At 45.7% G+C, this 14575-nt stretch carries 14 protein-coding genes; 9 read left to right on the forward strand and 5 right to left on the reverse strand.

The window, feature by feature from the left end; genetic code table 11:
• Positions 1-107: 107 nt before the first annotated feature.
• On the reverse strand, positions 108-347 hold the full coding sequence (locus H6F73_RS19020; RefSeq protein WP_190760340.1) for a DUF3134 domain-containing protein: 240 nt from the start codon (positions 345-347) through the stop codon (positions 108-110).
• A 136-nt stretch (positions 348-483) separates the two neighbouring features.
• Between H6F73_RS19020 and H6F73_RS19025 the strand changes: the two genes are divergently transcribed.
• The 6 genes from H6F73_RS19025 (at position 484) to H6F73_RS19050 (ending at position 8125) form a co-directional block, all read left to right on the forward strand.
• A complete protein-coding gene (locus tag H6F73_RS19025) occupies positions 484-2160 on the forward strand; it encodes a glycosyltransferase family 4 protein (protein ID WP_190760341.1) in 1677 nt (558 codons plus the stop codon).
• A 75-nt stretch (positions 2161-2235) separates the two neighbouring features.
• Positions 2236-2823 (forward strand): PAP/fibrillin family protein, encoded by a 588-nt coding sequence (locus tag H6F73_RS19030; protein ID WP_190760342.1) that lies wholly within the window; start codon positions 2236-2238, stop codon positions 2821-2823.
• Positions 2824-2851: 28 nt separating this feature from the next.
• The gene (locus tag H6F73_RS19035; RefSeq protein ID WP_190760343.1) at positions 2852-3661 is read left to right on the forward strand and encodes a PD-(D/E)XK nuclease family protein; all 810 of its coding nucleotides are present in this window, start codon (positions 2852-2854) and stop codon (positions 3659-3661) included.
• 376 nt (positions 3662-4037) lie between these two features.
• Complete coding sequence (locus H6F73_RS19040) at positions 4038-6140, forward strand: cation:proton antiporter (protein WP_347239572.1); 2103 nt, start codon at positions 4038-4040, stop codon at positions 6138-6140.
• A gap of 287 nt (positions 6141-6427) precedes the next feature.
• On the forward strand, positions 6428-7177 hold the full coding sequence (locus H6F73_RS19045; protein ID WP_190760344.1) for a Uma2 family endonuclease: 750 nt from the start codon (positions 6428-6430) through the stop codon (positions 7175-7177).
• Positions 7178-7360: 183 nt separating this feature from the next.
• A complete protein-coding gene (locus H6F73_RS19050) occupies positions 7361-8125 on the forward strand; it encodes an HAD family hydrolase (protein ID WP_190760345.1) in 765 nt (254 codons plus the stop codon).
• Between the two features lie 73 nt (positions 8126-8198).
• On the opposite strand, the gene H6F73_RS19055 is transcribed toward H6F73_RS19050, so the two are convergent.
• From H6F73_RS19055 to H6F73_RS26675, 4 genes are all read right to left on the reverse strand, one after another.
• Positions 8199-10385, reverse strand: coding sequence for a CBS domain-containing protein (locus H6F73_RS19055; protein ID WP_190760346.1), 2187 nt, complete (start codon positions 10383-10385; stop codon positions 8199-8201).
• A gap of 645 nt (positions 10386-11030) precedes the next feature.
• A complete protein-coding gene (locus H6F73_RS19060) occupies positions 11031-11324 on the reverse strand; it encodes a hypothetical protein (RefSeq protein WP_190760347.1) in 294 nt (97 codons plus the stop codon).
• Between the two features lie 275 nt (positions 11325-11599).
• The gene (locus H6F73_RS19065) at positions 11600-12337 is read right to left on the reverse strand and encodes a hypothetical protein (RefSeq protein WP_190760348.1); all 738 of its coding nucleotides are present in this window, start codon (positions 12335-12337) and stop codon (positions 11600-11602) included.
• A gap of 85 nt (positions 12338-12422) precedes the next feature.
• The gene (locus tag H6F73_RS26675) at positions 12423-12803 is read right to left on the reverse strand and encodes a hypothetical protein (RefSeq protein ID WP_242072541.1); all 381 of its coding nucleotides are present in this window, start codon (positions 12801-12803) and stop codon (positions 12423-12425) included.
• 325 nt (positions 12804-13128) lie between these two features.
• Here H6F73_RS26675 and H6F73_RS19075 point away from each other — a divergent pair, with 325 nt between their 5' ends.
• From H6F73_RS19075 to H6F73_RS19085, 3 genes are all read left to right on the forward strand, one after another.
• Positions 13129-13479: a helix-turn-helix domain-containing protein gene (locus H6F73_RS19075; RefSeq protein WP_190760349.1), complete on the forward strand. Its 351-nt coding sequence runs from the start codon at positions 13129-13131 to the stop codon at positions 13477-13479.
• A gap of 2 nt (positions 13480-13481) precedes the next feature.
• Positions 13482-14168, forward strand: coding sequence for an ImmA/IrrE family metallo-endopeptidase (locus H6F73_RS19080; RefSeq protein ID WP_190760350.1), 687 nt, complete (start codon positions 13482-13484; stop codon positions 14166-14168).
• 173 nt (positions 14169-14341) lie between these two features.
• Positions 14342-14488, forward strand: coding sequence for a hypothetical protein (locus H6F73_RS19085; protein ID WP_242072542.1), 147 nt, complete (start codon positions 14342-14344; stop codon positions 14486-14488).
• The last annotated feature ends 87 nt before the right edge of the window (positions 14489-14575 follow it).

The following is a 14575-nucleotide window of genomic DNA, read 5'->3' on the forward strand; positions in this document are numbered from 1 at the left end:
AGTTTGAGAGGTAGAAATTATTTGCACTCCACACTCCCCACTTTAGCCAATGCGTTACCTGTACGCTGGGTGAGCGAATACACCCCTCACACGTCGTTGTTTAGTCTTTATTCCTCCAAATCAAGCTCATCATCATCATCATCATCGAGGTCAAAGGTGCCCTCATCCACAGCCATCAGTTCAGAAATTTCTTCTTCCTCATCCAGATAGCCGGCAAGCTCGTGAGAGTCACGGGCGATCAAACGACCTGTGTTTTCCAACCAGTCTAAAAGGGAAGTCTCTTGATTCAATGGAATCACATCCGCCGGCTCATGACGAGATTCTTGACGCAGAGAAGGGTTATACATTCTTACACTCCCACGACTAAAGTCGATCCGCTATTGCAACTTGTGCCCTAAGTCATCTTACACGAGCCGGCAGAAAGTATGTTTATGATCAGTTGTCAGACTGTCAAAAAAAGATGTGAACGGGAGTCATCTGAGGATGAGTACGAGTTCGGCTGTTTTTTATATCAAGGATGGTTTCGATACGAGTGGTAAACAACTGCTCGGTCGTCAAGCGGCAGGTGAAGGTTTTCTTAAAGGTTTAGTCAAGTATGGAACAGCAGAGCGTCTCTACTGTTACACAGGGCACCGGCAAGATTTCAGCGATTTTTGCCAACGGATAGAACCTTGGGCAAAACGCCCCCGTCCTGTCCGGTGGCTACCGGCTGACAATCCCACAAGCCTTGCTGAAGCCGGTGGTATTTACAAACCCGATCCGAGCATTTCTGACTTGGTTTGGATGCGGCGATTTACAGATGAGCGTGCTTATAGTATTTGTGGGGTAACTCACACCATCGTTAGCAGGCCGGCAACCAAAGCAATTGGAGATTTACTGATAGCGCCGGTGCAGCCTTGGGACGCTTTAATTTGCACATCTGTTGCGGTTAAAACGGCGGTTGAGCGCCTTTTAGAAACCTGGGCTGAGTATTTAGCCCAACGCACCGGCAGCAAGCCTGTGACTGAGATTCAACTGCCGATTATTCCCCTAGGTGTTGATTGTGATGCGTTTCCCCAAAGCAGTGAGGCGCAAGAGATTCGCAGCCGGATGCGTCAAGAACTGGGCATCGCTCCCGATGATATTGTGGTTCTGTTTGTGGGGCGCTTAATTTTTTATGCAAAAGCGCATCCAGTGCCGATGTATTTGGCTTTGGAGCGGGCCGTTCAAGCAACCGGCGCGAAAGTTCATCTAATCCAGGCCGGCTGGTTTGAAGATGCGAGGGAAGAGGCTGACGGCAAAAACAGTCCTCAGCGATTTTGTCCTTCCGTGAATGCAATTTTTCTAGACGGACGTGAGCCGGCAATTCGTTCGGGCATTTGGTCTGTTGCTGATATTTTTATATCCCTTGCCGATAATATTCAAGAAACATTTGGTTTGACGCCAATTGAAGCCATGTCTCAAGGATTGCCAGTGATTGTTTCTGATTGGGATGGCTATCAAGAATCGGTGCGTCATGAAATTGATGGATTTAGAATTCCCACAATTATGCCGGCAGCGGCAGATGGCATCGATTTCGCATCTAGTTATCTGAATGACAATTTAAATTACAGTTCTTACATCGGTCATGCTGCGATGGTAACGGCTGTTGATATTGAGGCTTGCACTCGCGCATTAATTACTTTAATTGAGGATAGGGAACTAAGACAGCGCATGGGAGAAAATGGGAAAACCAGGGCAAGGGAGGTTTACGATTGGAAAGTGATCATCCCTGCGTATGAGCAGTTATGGCAAGAACTCGCTGAGATTCGCACTCAAAAGCCGGTGTCTTTTCCGACGCCTGCCGGTGCTCCACCTTATCCCCTGTGTGACGATCCTTTCCGGTGGTTAAGTCATTATTCAACGGCCCATCTGGACAGCAAAATAATTCTCGGTTTGGGTTCAATGGCCACGCCGGCACATCTAGAGGGACTGCGAAAAACCTGGAACACTAATTTTGGTGCGCCGAGAAGAACGTCGGCGGCCACTGTCGATTCAATTTTAGCTACCATTAAACAAGAGGGTTCTCTTTCTGTGGGAGACATCCTCAGCCGGTTTGCCCATCAAAATCCCGCACAAGCACAACATCTATCTCGCACTTTGGTTTATCTTTTAAAATTTGATGTCCTGCGCCTTCAATAATTTCATCTTCCGTAGGGGCACAATTCGCAGCGTGCCCCGACAAGAGGGAATTCCACCTAACAAGTAACAACAATTATGATAGGAAAATCTGACTTATTAGAAATAATTGCCGGCAAAAATCGCGGACTGCTGGCAACAGAAACAGATAAACTGGCCATTCTCGCGGCAGTCGCGCAACTGGAAGACCGTAACCCCACTCCCAGACCTGTAGAAGCTGCCGAACTGCTAGATGGAAATTGGCGCTTGCTTTACACCACCAGTCGGGGACTTTTAGGGATTGATCAGTTCCCTTTGCTCAAACTCGGCCAAATCTATCAGTGCATCCGCGTCAAAGACGCAAAAGTTTATAACATTGCCGAAGTTTATGGTGTGCCTTACTTAGAAGGTATTGTTAGCGTTGGCGCTACCTTTGAGCCGGTTTCTGAACGTAGAGTTCAAGTGAAATTCAATCGCTCAATTATCGGGATACAGCGCTTCATTAACTATCAATCACCTGAAGATTTAATCGAGCAAATTGAAGCCGGCAAAAAATTTATCGCCATTGATTTTCCCATTGAAAGCCGCGAACAGCAAGGTTGGTTAGATATTACCTATTTAGACGAGAACCTGCGGATCGGTCGCGGCAACGAAGGTAGTGTGTTTGTCCTGACAAAAGGGCGATAAATTCAAAATTCACCACTTCAAAACTGATATGCGCTTATCCCAAGGGCAACTAAATCTTTTAGAGACTTGCCCCCGCAAATTTCAAAACACCTATCTGGAACAATTAAGTTCACCGGCTTCCCCAGAACAGCAAGACCGGCAAGACTGGGGAAGCCGGTTTCACTTGCTGATGCAGCAGCGCGAATTGGGTTTACCCATAGAATCTTTGATAGAAGAAGACCCTCAATTAGAGCGCTGTCTGACGGCTTTTATTAATGCGGCACCAGAAATTTTAACTCCTGATCCTGCTAAAAAAAGCGGGATTTTCCGTCAAGCTGAGCATTGCCGCACGTTAAATTTTAAAGGATATTTACTCACCGTTATTTACGATTTATTAATAGCTGAAGCGAAAAATGCTCAAATCCTTGACTGGAAAACCTATCCCAGCCCGCAAAATAGAAGCCGGTTAGAAAAAAATTGGCAAACCCGATTGTATCTTTATGTTTTGGCAGAAACAAGCAACTATTTGCCCGAACAAATTTCTATGACTTATTGGTTTGTTCAGTCTCCTTTAGAAACGTCGGATCTGCCGTCTTTACAAAGCCTGAAATTTTCATATAATGACTCTTTGCACCAACAAACAAGAGCAGATTTAACGCACTTATTGAGCAATTTGGATCTTTGGCTGCAACAGTATCAAGAAACAGGAGAAGCGTTCCCTCAAGTGCCGGCAGCAAACGGTCACTGTACTTCCTGTAATTTTGGGGTTCGTTGTGAGCGCTCAAGAGAGACAGCAGAAGCAGCCGGTACTCTTAGCAACTTGCCAAATCTTGCTAATATTCAGGAAATTTCACTATAAAAAAAACCCTTTTCCCGTTTGAATTTGGCAAGGGTGAGTCATGAGTCTTTTAGAAGTTAGCATTGGAATTTTAAATTTACCCCTTTGGAAAGAGGCAGCTTTGGGCTAGATGAGATAAGATAAATCACCCACCTACTCTAGCTTAGAGCTTCGCGACAATGAAGCAAAGAATAAGCCAAAAAGGACAGATTTAACGCCTCTGGAAGTGCCGGCAACTGCCCATCAAAGCCGGTGTTGTGCCTTGACGATTTGTGATCAGAACATTTAAGAGAAAAAGGCAACAACAAGTGGTAATCTGACATCTTGCCGGTGATTAAAGACAAGAGAATAGTCGGCTAATACACTGGTAGAATAAAACCTGCATCGGAGTTACCTGGTGAACGATTTTTGGCACTTCCTGAACAACGGGTGGCACGGACTGAACTTACCTTCAGTGATGGCTTATCCGGCTCAAATTTTTCCCAAACCGATTACCGCTCCAGTGCCGGTTTTTTTGACCATCATGGCGATCATGCTAGTCGCGCCATTGTTGTTTGAGCGGATCAAATTACCGGGCATTGTCGGCCTAATTTTGGCTGGAGTCATTGTGGGGCCAAATGGTCTTGGCATCTTGGATCGTGACGTCACCATCGTCCTGTTAGGTACAGTTGGATTGCTGTTTTTAATGTTCATGGCCGGCTTAGAAACCAGCCTCGACGACCTCAAAACGAACGCCAATAAAGCGATTATTTTTGGGCTAGCCACCTTTATTATCCCAATGGTGTTGGGGACTGGGGCAATGTTGCTCTTGGGGTACGGCTACCTGGCGGCAATCTTGGTGGCATCGTGTTTTGCGACTCATACGCTTTTAGCACTACCCATCCTCACCAAGCTGGGAATTATGCGAACGCAGACGGTAACGGCAACGCTGGGTGGAACCTTAATTACCAACGTGCTGGGACTTTTGGTGCTGGCGGTTGTCGTCAAAGCGCATGGAGGAACCCTCACCTTAAGTTTTTGGTTATTTCTGATTCCGTCACTTGTCATCTATACCTTCGCGACTTTATGGGGAGTCCCAAAAATCGGGCGGTGGTTTTTCCGACGTTTTGGGCATGACGAAGGTGCAGAATTTACCTTCGTTTTAGCTACCTTATTTGTGGTATCTTATGCCGCAGAATTGATTCAAATTGAGCCAATTATTGGGGCGTTTTTAGCCGGCATTGCGATCACGCAACTGATTCCCCAGCTTAGTCCCTTGATGAACCGCATTCAGTTCATCGGCAATACTTTATTTGTGCCATTCTTTCTCATTTCAGTCGGGATGCTGATCGATCCGCTGATCTTGGTGAAAGAACCTCGCTCTTTGCTAGTCGCAGGCGTGATGATCGGTGCAGAAGTCCTCAGTAAATTTTTGGCGGCTTGGGGTCCAGGAAAGCTGTTTGGCTTTAGCTTTAACAGCACGATGGTGATATTTGGTCTGTCAGCCGCACAGGCAGCTTCTACCTTGGCAGCGATTACAGTTGCCTATGAAATCAAGCTGGTGGATCAATTAACAGTTAATGGCATTATTGCCATGATTTTGGTGACTTGTATTGCGTCTCCCTGGATTACAGAACGCTGGGGTAAAAAACTTCAGTCAGAGTTGGCAAGCGGACAGAAACCGGAGAGCAGCGCTGGGGAAGAGTTATTGAGTAATGCCGCAAGTATAGAGAACTTCACTTCACGGGTTTTGGTGCCGGTGGCTAACCCGAATACTGAAGATAACCTGCTGCAATTAGCAATGATACTCGCTAAATCTGCCCAAGGCACTTTGCTGCCGCTTCATGTCATATCCGATAAAGGAGGGCCAATTTCAGTTGCCGCTAAAACTCAACAAAATCAATTATTGGCTGTAGCAGAAACGGCGGCGCACGCAGCGGTAACGGCAGTTGAACCAATCGGTCGAATTGACGATTCTATCGATAAAGGAATTGTGCGTTCCTCAGAAGAACGCAATGCCAGCTTAATTATTTGCGGTTGGAAAGGCTACTCAAGTTATCAGGAAAACTTTTTTGGTAGCGTCATTGATAATGTGATGCGTCGCGCATCGGTGCCGGTGTTGATTTCCCGGTTTTCGCAACCCATTAAAAATACAACGCGCATTTTTTTAGCGATTGCCCAGATGGAAACATCTTCCTCAAAATTTCAGCAAACAGTCGGCATTGCTAAGATAATATCCGTGGAGCTTAAAGCTCCTCTGCAACTATTGTTGGTAGTCAACAAAAATGACAGTGGACTAATCGATTTAGAATCAGTTGGATTAGAGCAAACTACTCCGATTCAACTGGTGCGGGGAAAATTTGTGAGCAAAGTCTCAAGGATGTTACAAACGGATGATTTACTGATCTTAACTGCCGGCACCAATCCTCATGTTTTTGGGATGCCGGCTTTAGGGGTTCAACCAGAAGCGATCGCTCGCGCTCACCCAGAGGTTTCAGTCATTGTCGTTCACTTCCCCTAACAAGTGCTTACCGCTTATCCCGCTCGACAGCACCTTTAGCCTAGAGGAGCAACTTTCCTTCTTTTTTTAACAGGAGGCAGCCGGTTTGAACCCGGCATTTTTTATGGCAATTTTTAGTAATTTATCTAGCAAAGATGAGAGAAAGATTTCGCCGGCTTAAAACATGAATTAACTGCCGGCACAACCATTAGAGGTAATTTTTAGGGCGCTCACCGGCACGTCGGGCCGCACAGAGCAACCCCTTAACTGAGTACAATTTAAACAACGATATTGAGTCTAGCCCTGACATGGTACAGTATCAACCTGGAGTCTACCTCCCAAGCAGTGCTGAACTTCCTTGTTCCGATGACACGCCTGTGGATAACGAAGACCAAAATTTTGTCCCTAATTTCCTGTTGTTCTTGCTCGAATTTCTCTGGGCAGATCGTTTGGATTGGTTTTTTAGTGTGGATATGGGTATCTACCATACAACCGGCGTCAGCCCATTAGTGCCCATTGTTCCAGATGGGTTTCTCAGTTTAGGAGTGGAACGTCGCAAAGGAGGAAATTCAAGGTCGAGTTATGTCCTTTGGGAAGAAAATGGTGTTCCCCCAATTTTTGCTTTAGAAATGGTTTCTCTGACCTACGGGGGAGAATACGATAGCAAAATGGATATCTACGCCCGATTGGGAGTTTTATATTATGTGATTTATAACCCCAAATTTTGGCAGCGTGATCGCCACACGCCTCTAGAAGTTTATCGCTTGGTCAATGGGGCGTATGAATTGCAGATCGGAGAACCCTTTTTTATGCCAGAAATTGGGTTAGGAATTGGGCGAGCAATTAGAAGATTTGGGGGCGTGCAACGCGAGGTTCTCTACTGGTACGATGAGCGCGGCAGTCGGTATTTAGCATTAGAAGAAGTTGAGCAACAAGCACGAGAGCAACTGGCAATTGAACGTCAGCAGCGAGAGTTGCTTCAGCAGCAGGCTGATGAATATGCAAAATTACTTGAGCAATACCGGCAGCGCTTTGGTGAACTGCCGGCACAAGAGTAAATCCAACAGCGACTATCACCGGCTTGCCTTGAACCGGCAGCCCTTTCAGCGGATCATGAGTTGGCACAACTGGATATGCCGGCTTGACGTTAACATATTCTCTGATGGGCGATTTACTGGACTTGATATGAATTGCCAGTCAATCTCCTTTCCTATGCCATTTCACAAAGGAAATAAAAACTGATGAGTGAACTACGTGCTTTGATTTTTGACGTAGATGGAACTTTAGCAGATACGGAACGGGAGGGGCACAGAGTCGCATTTAATCGTGCTTTTGCAGAGGCCGGCTATGATTGGAATTGGTCAGACTCTTTGTACAGCGAATTGCTGGCGGTTACGGGAGGTAAGGAGCGCATCCGCTTTTACTTGAACGACTACCTACCTGATTTTCAGCCACCTGAGGATTTAGAGCAGTTCATTACCGGCATTCATGCCCTGAAAAATAAACACTACCAAGAATTACTCTCTGCCGGTGCGGTTCCCTTGCGCCCCGGTGTAAAGCGATTGATCGCAGAAGCGCGAGAGAATAACTTGCGTTTAGCGATTGCGACGACTAGCGCTGTGCCGAATGTATTGGCTGTGTTGGGAGAAATGCTTGACCCTGCTTGGTTCGAGGTGATTGCTGCCGGCGACATGGTTGCAACGAAAAAGCCCGCACCAGATATTTATTACTACGCGCTGGAACAGATGGATTTACCGGCTGCCGATTGCCTGGTGATTGAAGATTCCCATCATGGCTTTCAGGCTGCCTGTCAAGCGGGTTTAAAGGCTGTTGTGACGGTTAACGAGTACACCCAAGCAGAAGATTTTACCGGCGCGTGCCTGGTGGTAGATTCCTTGGGAGAACCCAACCAGCCTTTTCGGGTTTTGGCTGGGGATGCCGGCGGTGCTACTTATGCGGATTTAGCTCTATTGCGCCGCTTGCACGGTGGCAACGGCAACGGCTGAGCCGGCTGAAAAGGAGAGTTTTTAGCTATTTAAAAACTTTCTCGGTATTGAAAACATTTAAAACTTAAAAACTTTATTCGTTTTGTTTAAACTTATGAAGTAAATGTTTTTGCTGTTTTGGCTGTAGAATTGGGATTTCAATAATAAACTCTGTTCCTTCGCCTACTTCTGAAATACATTCCAATCGCCCCTTGTGTTTTTCAACCACAATTTGGTAGCTAATAGATAATCCTAAGCCAGTGCCTTTCCCCACCGGCTTAGTGGTGAAAAACGGTTCAAACAAATGCTGGCGCACAGATGCCGGCATTCCAATTCCGTTGTCAGCAATTCGGATAAATATCCAATTGCTGTCTAGTACGCCGGTGCGAATCCGAATCGTTGGGGGCTGTTCCTTGTTCAGCGCCACTCGCTCATTGCTACCAACCGAAGGCACAAAACTTTGAACCTCCTCCAGCGCATCAATGGCATTATTAATGATATTCATAAACACTTGATTGAGGGTGCCGGCATAACACTCGACTGCGGGCAAAACCCCATATTCTTTGATAATCTCAACCGGCTGAATTTTTGATTTAGGTTTTAGCCGGTGATGCAAAATCAGCAAAGTGCTATCGATGCCTTCATGAATATCAACTCGCTTCTTTTCTGCTTCATCCAATCGGGAAAAATTGCGTAAAGACAAAACAATTTTGCGGATACGTTCAGCCCCTAACTTCATCGAATCTAGTAATTTTGGCAAATCTATAATCAGAAAATCTAGGTCAATTTTCTCAGACTGATCGCTAATTTCTGGAGTTAAATTAGGATATGACTGTCGGTAAAGCTTTAGCAAGTGCAGCAAGTCTTTAATATATTGGCCGGCATAAGATAAATTCCCATAGATAAAATTAACAGGATTATTAATTTCATGGGCAATGCCGGCAACCAACTGCCCCAAACCCGACATTTTCTCGGCTTGAATAAGCTGAGCTTGGGTTTGTTGCAAATCTTGTAGCGCAGTTGTGAGCTGATCCGCCTTTTGCCGCAATTGAGTTTCCGATTGCCGCAGGGCATTTTCAACCCGCTGACGCTCGATAATGTCTTCCAAAAGCATAGCATTCGCTGCTTGAAGTTCTGCTGTGCGTTCCTCAACCTGTCTTTGTAAATCATCATGAGCTTGTTGCAGCGCTTTTTCCGCCCGCACGCGCTCTAAAACTTCACTTTGCAATCGCTCGTTTGTGTTTTGCAATTCTGTTGTGCGTTCCTCAACAGCTTGCTGCAAAGCCTCAATAATTCCATACATTTCTTTTGGATCAAGTGCTTGCAGCAAACTCGTCTGAGAAACAATTCCTACCAATTCCCCTTGATTGCCAACAACAACCATTCGCCGCACATGAAGGCGCTGCATTTCTTGATGTGCCAACCATAAAGAATCCGAAGGATTTAGGCAAAATAACGGTGAACTCATCACGTCTTGTGCCGGCATTTTCCCTAAATCCAGCGCTAATGCTTGAAATTGGACAATATCGCGCTCGGTGACAATGCCTAATGGTAATGGCGAAAGTGTGGAGAAACTTTCTTCCTCTTTTTTCCCTTTTTTCTTCTTTTCTGCTTTCTCTTGCTCTTGTGCAATAACGACACAACTGACACGATGCTCTGCCATGAGTTTGGCTAAATCTAGAACCGATGCTTCTTTTGATGCTTGAATCACTTGGGGATTCATCACATCTTTAACAGAGCGCAATCGAGTTAGAATGTTTGCCGGTTGCAATGCTTTGCGAATGCTTTCCGGCGTAACCATTCCCAATAACTGCCCCTGTTGATCTACTATTGGCAAATGGCGAATCCGATGCTGGCGAAACAGAGACAAGGCGGTAAAAATACCTTGAGAATCCGATTGCGTGAGAGTGATCACCGGCTTCGTCATCACATCAGCCACGCAAACGCTATTTAAGTCCATCCTCGCGGCAGTCAGGCGCACGATATCTCGCTCTGTGAAAATCCCTAAAATCGGTACATTACCCATCACCTGTGCACCAGGGACTTGACAGTGCATCCCCGCCGGCATCCCTGCCATCACCAGCACACAGCTTGCCCGAATCTCTGACAGAATCGTTGCATTGAGCGAGGAACTTGCCACCGGCAGTGGACAGCTACTTCTGACTTGGCTCATCAGTGCCAGTACATCAACCAAAGGCGTTTCAGGCGCAACAATCAGTGGTGATGGATCAATTGCACGATCTAGAGCAGAGGAATAAATGAGCGTGTCGTTGAGTGGCATGGTAGGTGTGGATACTTAACAGAATGTTAAGAATGCTTAATGATGAGCCGGCCAGAAAACCTTTAAACGAAAAGTTGTCGCACAATGTCTGCTTAAATCATGCTCTAGATGTTGGTTGGTTGAAAGCAAATTTTAAAATATTCAACAAATTTTTAAAGAATGTTAACAACTATAAATTTTAGGACAAGGTATCTCAGCCGGCCTGTATGCCTAATTTACTATTTATTCTGCCTGTAATAGAGGCATCTGGAAGATTGCTCTACACAAGTTCATAAGAACAATTTGCCGGCACCTGCTGCCGCCAAGTTTGCTAATTAACAATATTTAGGAGCAAACAGGGCCGACTTAACTGCATTATTTAAAGGGTAAGATTAAACTGCAACCAAACAATTAAATTTATATGAATAATTAGTTTTAAACTAAATTATAGCAACCAGATATTGTTTATAAATGCTAAAATCCCCAACTTTTATAGAAAAGCCGGGGTTCTCATCTGACGATTTTTAGAAATTAAATAAAAGTGTGATAACTGTAGGGGCGTAAAGAAATACGCCCCGGTTAGCCGGCAATTTAATTCGTGGTGTTAAATCTAGCCGGCAAAATATATTTGCAATTTTTTCAAGCTTGGCGGCGATCTAAAATTTTCTAAACCTCGAAATGGCTGAGAGTGAGCAAAGTGTTCTGACACCGGGCGCAGCGGTTGCCTTCCACACACCAGCATTCTTTCACCGTTTGCAGCAGAAATGCCTTCATCTGCCGGTTTTCTGCGAGTACCTTTGCAAAACGAGCTTGTGCTTGCTCGATGGATTGAGACACATAGGCTAAATCTTCATGGAGATCCTCTAGATGCTCTAGCGTGTCTTGGCTTAAAGCGTCACCAATTTCCAATTGAGCGTTAAGGACGATTTCACTCAGTCGGTTTGTGGGATTGGTTCTCATGGCTCTTAAAGTTAAAGATTGCTGAAAAACTGAAACCGGCTTTGTAGCACTTTTGCCTTGGGCTTAGATAGAATTGTAATAACCGGGTAATCGATAATCAGTAATGGGTAATGGTCATCTCCATTACCTGTTACCCGTTATCTATGCCGGGAGTAAATAAGCCGCACTTACCCAGCTACTTGGTATTAGTTGATACCCTTCCTATTTCTATCTATACAAAGTTCAACAAATGCAAGTCTGGATGGTAGCAGGGGACACCATCCAGACTGATGATTTTAGTTAACGACGCTTGCTTCCATTTCACTGACGTTATTATGGGGCAGCAGCATTTCGCTAGCGCCATTTCCATTGGCATGAGCCGCCATTAAGCGGACAATTTCATGGGGCGGTAAGTGATCCAGACAAGCCATGAGTTTTGTGCCTTCCAGATCCAGCAAGCGGGCTTGATTGTTTTCATCTTCCAGCGCGACTGCGACTTGATCGAGCCGGCTCCAAGCTTTATCGGACGTGGCATCTAGCTGTTTCAGCAGCGGATCAGAGACATTCGGGAATTTCGCGCCGCGCTCGTACCATTCCCATTTCAGCGAATAGTAATTAATCGGTTTCAAAATGCCGGTTTCATCTGGCTTTTGACCGGAGTGTTTAACGAAATCTGGCACAAAAATGCCTTCTGCCGGCTCAATGCCCCGCGCCATAATTTCTGTGACTTTGCGGTTGAAATCGCTCAAGGAGCGGCCTTTAATGTATGTACACATGACGACGCCTTGAGGCATATCGCCGGCTTCCGCAACAAACCAAATTTGTCCCCAAAGTGTATGGTGAGTTTGACCGAGGCTGCCGAAGAATTTGCTAAATTTTAAAATCGTCATCGCCAGCTTAGAACCATATTCCTCATCGCCAATTGTCCAGCGCCCAGACTGACAATTATTACGGACTGACAGGGGAAGTTCTGGGACAATAATTGCATCAGCCGGTTTGCAACCAAAGACAGAAAGTTTAGGATGTTCAGACATAAATTCAGTTCCTAGTTTATTGTTGTTTGTTTGCTGTTTATTTCGAGCTTGATTCGCCATTTGTTATTCACTCGCTCGCAATTGGTTACTTTTCGCGCCCGACTGGGTAAGAAACCAGAGGTTGATGGGTTGACACCGGCTTTGGATGCGCTGCATATTCGCTGCCGGCACCGACGCCTATCGCCTGTTCAGTTGCAGCACGCACCCGTTGCTCTGCATACATCTCAACTGCCGGCTGGCTGTGCTCAGTTGCGGCTGCTGACTGAGATTTGATGTCACGCAACACTTCAGTTAATTGCTCTAGCAGCTCAATGTGGGCTACGGTGAAGTGGATGCTGAAGCCTTGTCCATCCCGTGCATAGCCAGGACAAACGAGAGAAGCTGAACTTTGTTGGTCGTGCTTGGCGATATAAAGCCAGTCGCTCTCAGCCAGTTTGTAGTGAGTATCTGTCCAAGTTTTGAGCATTGTAATTCTCCCAAAAGAGCTGGGGACTTCTCCGTGTGCCGTGGCACTGTTTATTGATGGATGGGGCACAGCGCCGACGCTTCTGCAACTGATTGCGTCTCCACCCTGCGTGCTGCGCTTTGTAGCCGGTGAAATTTTGGCTACACTATATATAGTGTCTTGAGCGATTCAATTTTGGGTTATTACTCCACGGGTAAGGTCGATACGTTGATTTTCTCGTCAACTAAGCCTATCCTAACGCACGGTTGATTTTTTCGTCAAGGGTATTGTTGATTTTTTATTCAAATTTGCGTAGAATGCAGATGCAGTAAGAAAAGCAGAAGATGTGAACAAGACGTTTGGACAGTTGATCCTGAATGCGCGTAAAGCGAAGGGATACAGCCAGAGACAGCTCGCTAAGTTACTCTCGCTGGATTTTACATACCTATCCAAGCTAGAGAACGATCGCGGTGATTATGCTCCTAAAGAGGACGTGATTCGCGCTTTGGCACGGAATCTAGATTTAAACGAGGAAGAGTTAATTTTCCTGGCCGGTCGGATTCCCCAAGGGGACGAAGATTTTCTTAAGCAGAACTACAAAGATATGTCAGTTCTGTTCCGCCGGATGCGGGAAAATCCTGATTTTGCTCAACAAGTGTTCCAGGCAGCGACACAGGCAGATAACGGGGGCGAGTAATTGTGAGTCTATTCAAACCGTATCGCTTCTATTCCAAGGCAGAAATTGAGCGTCGGGCGAATGACTTGCTGAGGCGGATGGATTTGACGCCGAATTTTACTCCCAAATGGCCTTTTGAGGCGAGTTTGGTGGCTGATTTTCTGGATCTAGGGGTAGTTTGGGACTGCATCCCCCCCGATGAGGAAGGGGCGATCGCAGCCCGGATTCTGCCCTCGTTGCGGCAAATTGAGATTAATGAAGAGATTTTGAATTTGCCCCAAGGGTTTCAAGAATCTACTATTGCTCATGAAATCGGTCATTGGGTGCTTCACATTAATCATGATGAAGTGGATGGGGTGGCGAAGCAATTAGAATTGGGGTTGGATATTGAGCCGGTAGATCCGTTAGAGCCTTTTGTCTGCCGGGGTTCGAGCAATCAATCTAAAATTGAATCGATTGAGTGGCAGGCGCAATATTTTGCCTCCTGTTTGCTGATGCCCTGCTCTATTTTAGAAGAGAAACGAGAAGGGCGAAATTTAACGCGGTGGTCTGATTTGTACGCAATGGCTGATGAACTTGGCGTGACAATCTCGAATTTAAAACACCGGCTTAAGGATTTAGGCTGGATTCATGTTCCGAAAGGAACGCGCAAAATTTATTTAGGAACTGAAGAGCCGGTGGAACAACCAAAGTTATTTGCTCATAAGTAAGCAGCAAATTGCTGATGATGTAGTCTTGTTTTCTCGACATCTGGGGCATAGTGGTCAAATTACCTGACCAAATTTTAACCACTATCTTTTACTTGCAACTGAAACATTTATGTGGATCGTCAATATGCTATATAGGTAGAGCTTTTTGATTTATCCTCAATCACTCAAGGGCAATGGCTCCCACTGTATATTTGATGTTCTATCCCAAACCTGCTCTTGCCAAAGCACTTTTAGATAAATCAGAATTGCTTAAACAGCTATGGCCGGTGCAAGGGTTGCCTACGGCACGCTACGCGAAAGCATTTCTGATGAAACGCTGATGAGTGAGGGTCGCCCGTATGGCGGTAGACTATAGCGGTTAAAATCGTAGATGTCCCAACTAAGGTTTCACTATTCTGTACTTCTGG

It is taken from the genome of Microcoleus sp. FACHB-68 (assembly GCF_014695715.1).
Taxonomy (GTDB): Bacteria; Cyanobacteriota; Cyanobacteriia; order Cyanobacteriales; family Oscillatoriaceae; genus FACHB-68.

Excerpts from the sequence above, each read along its gene's own strand:
- H6F73_RS19020 (WP_190760340.1), bottom strand. The coding sequence starts at position 347 with ATGTATAACCCTTCTCTGCGTCAAGAATCTCGTCATGAGCCGGCGGAT.
- H6F73_RS19025 (WP_190760341.1), top strand. The coding sequence starts at position 484 with ATGAGTACGAGTTCGGCTGTTTTTTATATCAAGGATGGTTTCGATACG.
- H6F73_RS19030 (WP_190760342.1), top strand. The coding sequence starts at position 2,236 with ATGATAGGAAAATCTGACTTATTAGAAATAATTGCCGGCAAAAATCGC.
- H6F73_RS19035 (WP_190760343.1), top strand. The coding sequence starts at position 2,852 with ATGCGCTTATCCCAAGGGCAACTAAATCTTTTAGAGACTTGCCCCCGC.
- H6F73_RS19045 (WP_190760344.1), top strand. The coding sequence starts at position 6,428 with ATGGTACAGTATCAACCTGGAGTCTACCTCCCAAGCAGTGCTGAACTT.
- H6F73_RS19050 (WP_190760345.1), top strand. The coding sequence starts at position 7,361 with ATGAGTGAACTACGTGCTTTGATTTTTGACGTAGATGGAACTTTAGCA.
- H6F73_RS19055 (WP_190760346.1), bottom strand. The coding sequence starts at position 10,385 with ATGCCACTCAACGACACGCTCATTTATTCCTCTGCTCTAGATCGTGCA.
- H6F73_RS19060 (WP_190760347.1), bottom strand. The coding sequence starts at position 11,324 with ATGAGAACCAATCCCACAAACCGACTGAGTGAAATCGTCCTTAACGCT.
- H6F73_RS19065 (WP_190760348.1), bottom strand. The coding sequence starts at position 12,337 with ATGTCTGAACATCCTAAACTTTCTGTCTTTGGTTGCAAACCGGCTGAT.
- H6F73_RS26675 (WP_242072541.1), bottom strand. The coding sequence starts at position 12,803 with ATGCTCAAAACTTGGACAGATACTCACTACAAACTGGCTGAGAGCGAC.
- H6F73_RS19085 (WP_242072542.1), top strand. The coding sequence starts at position 14,342 with ATGGCTCCCACTGTATATTTGATGTTCTATCCCAAACCTGCTCTTGCC.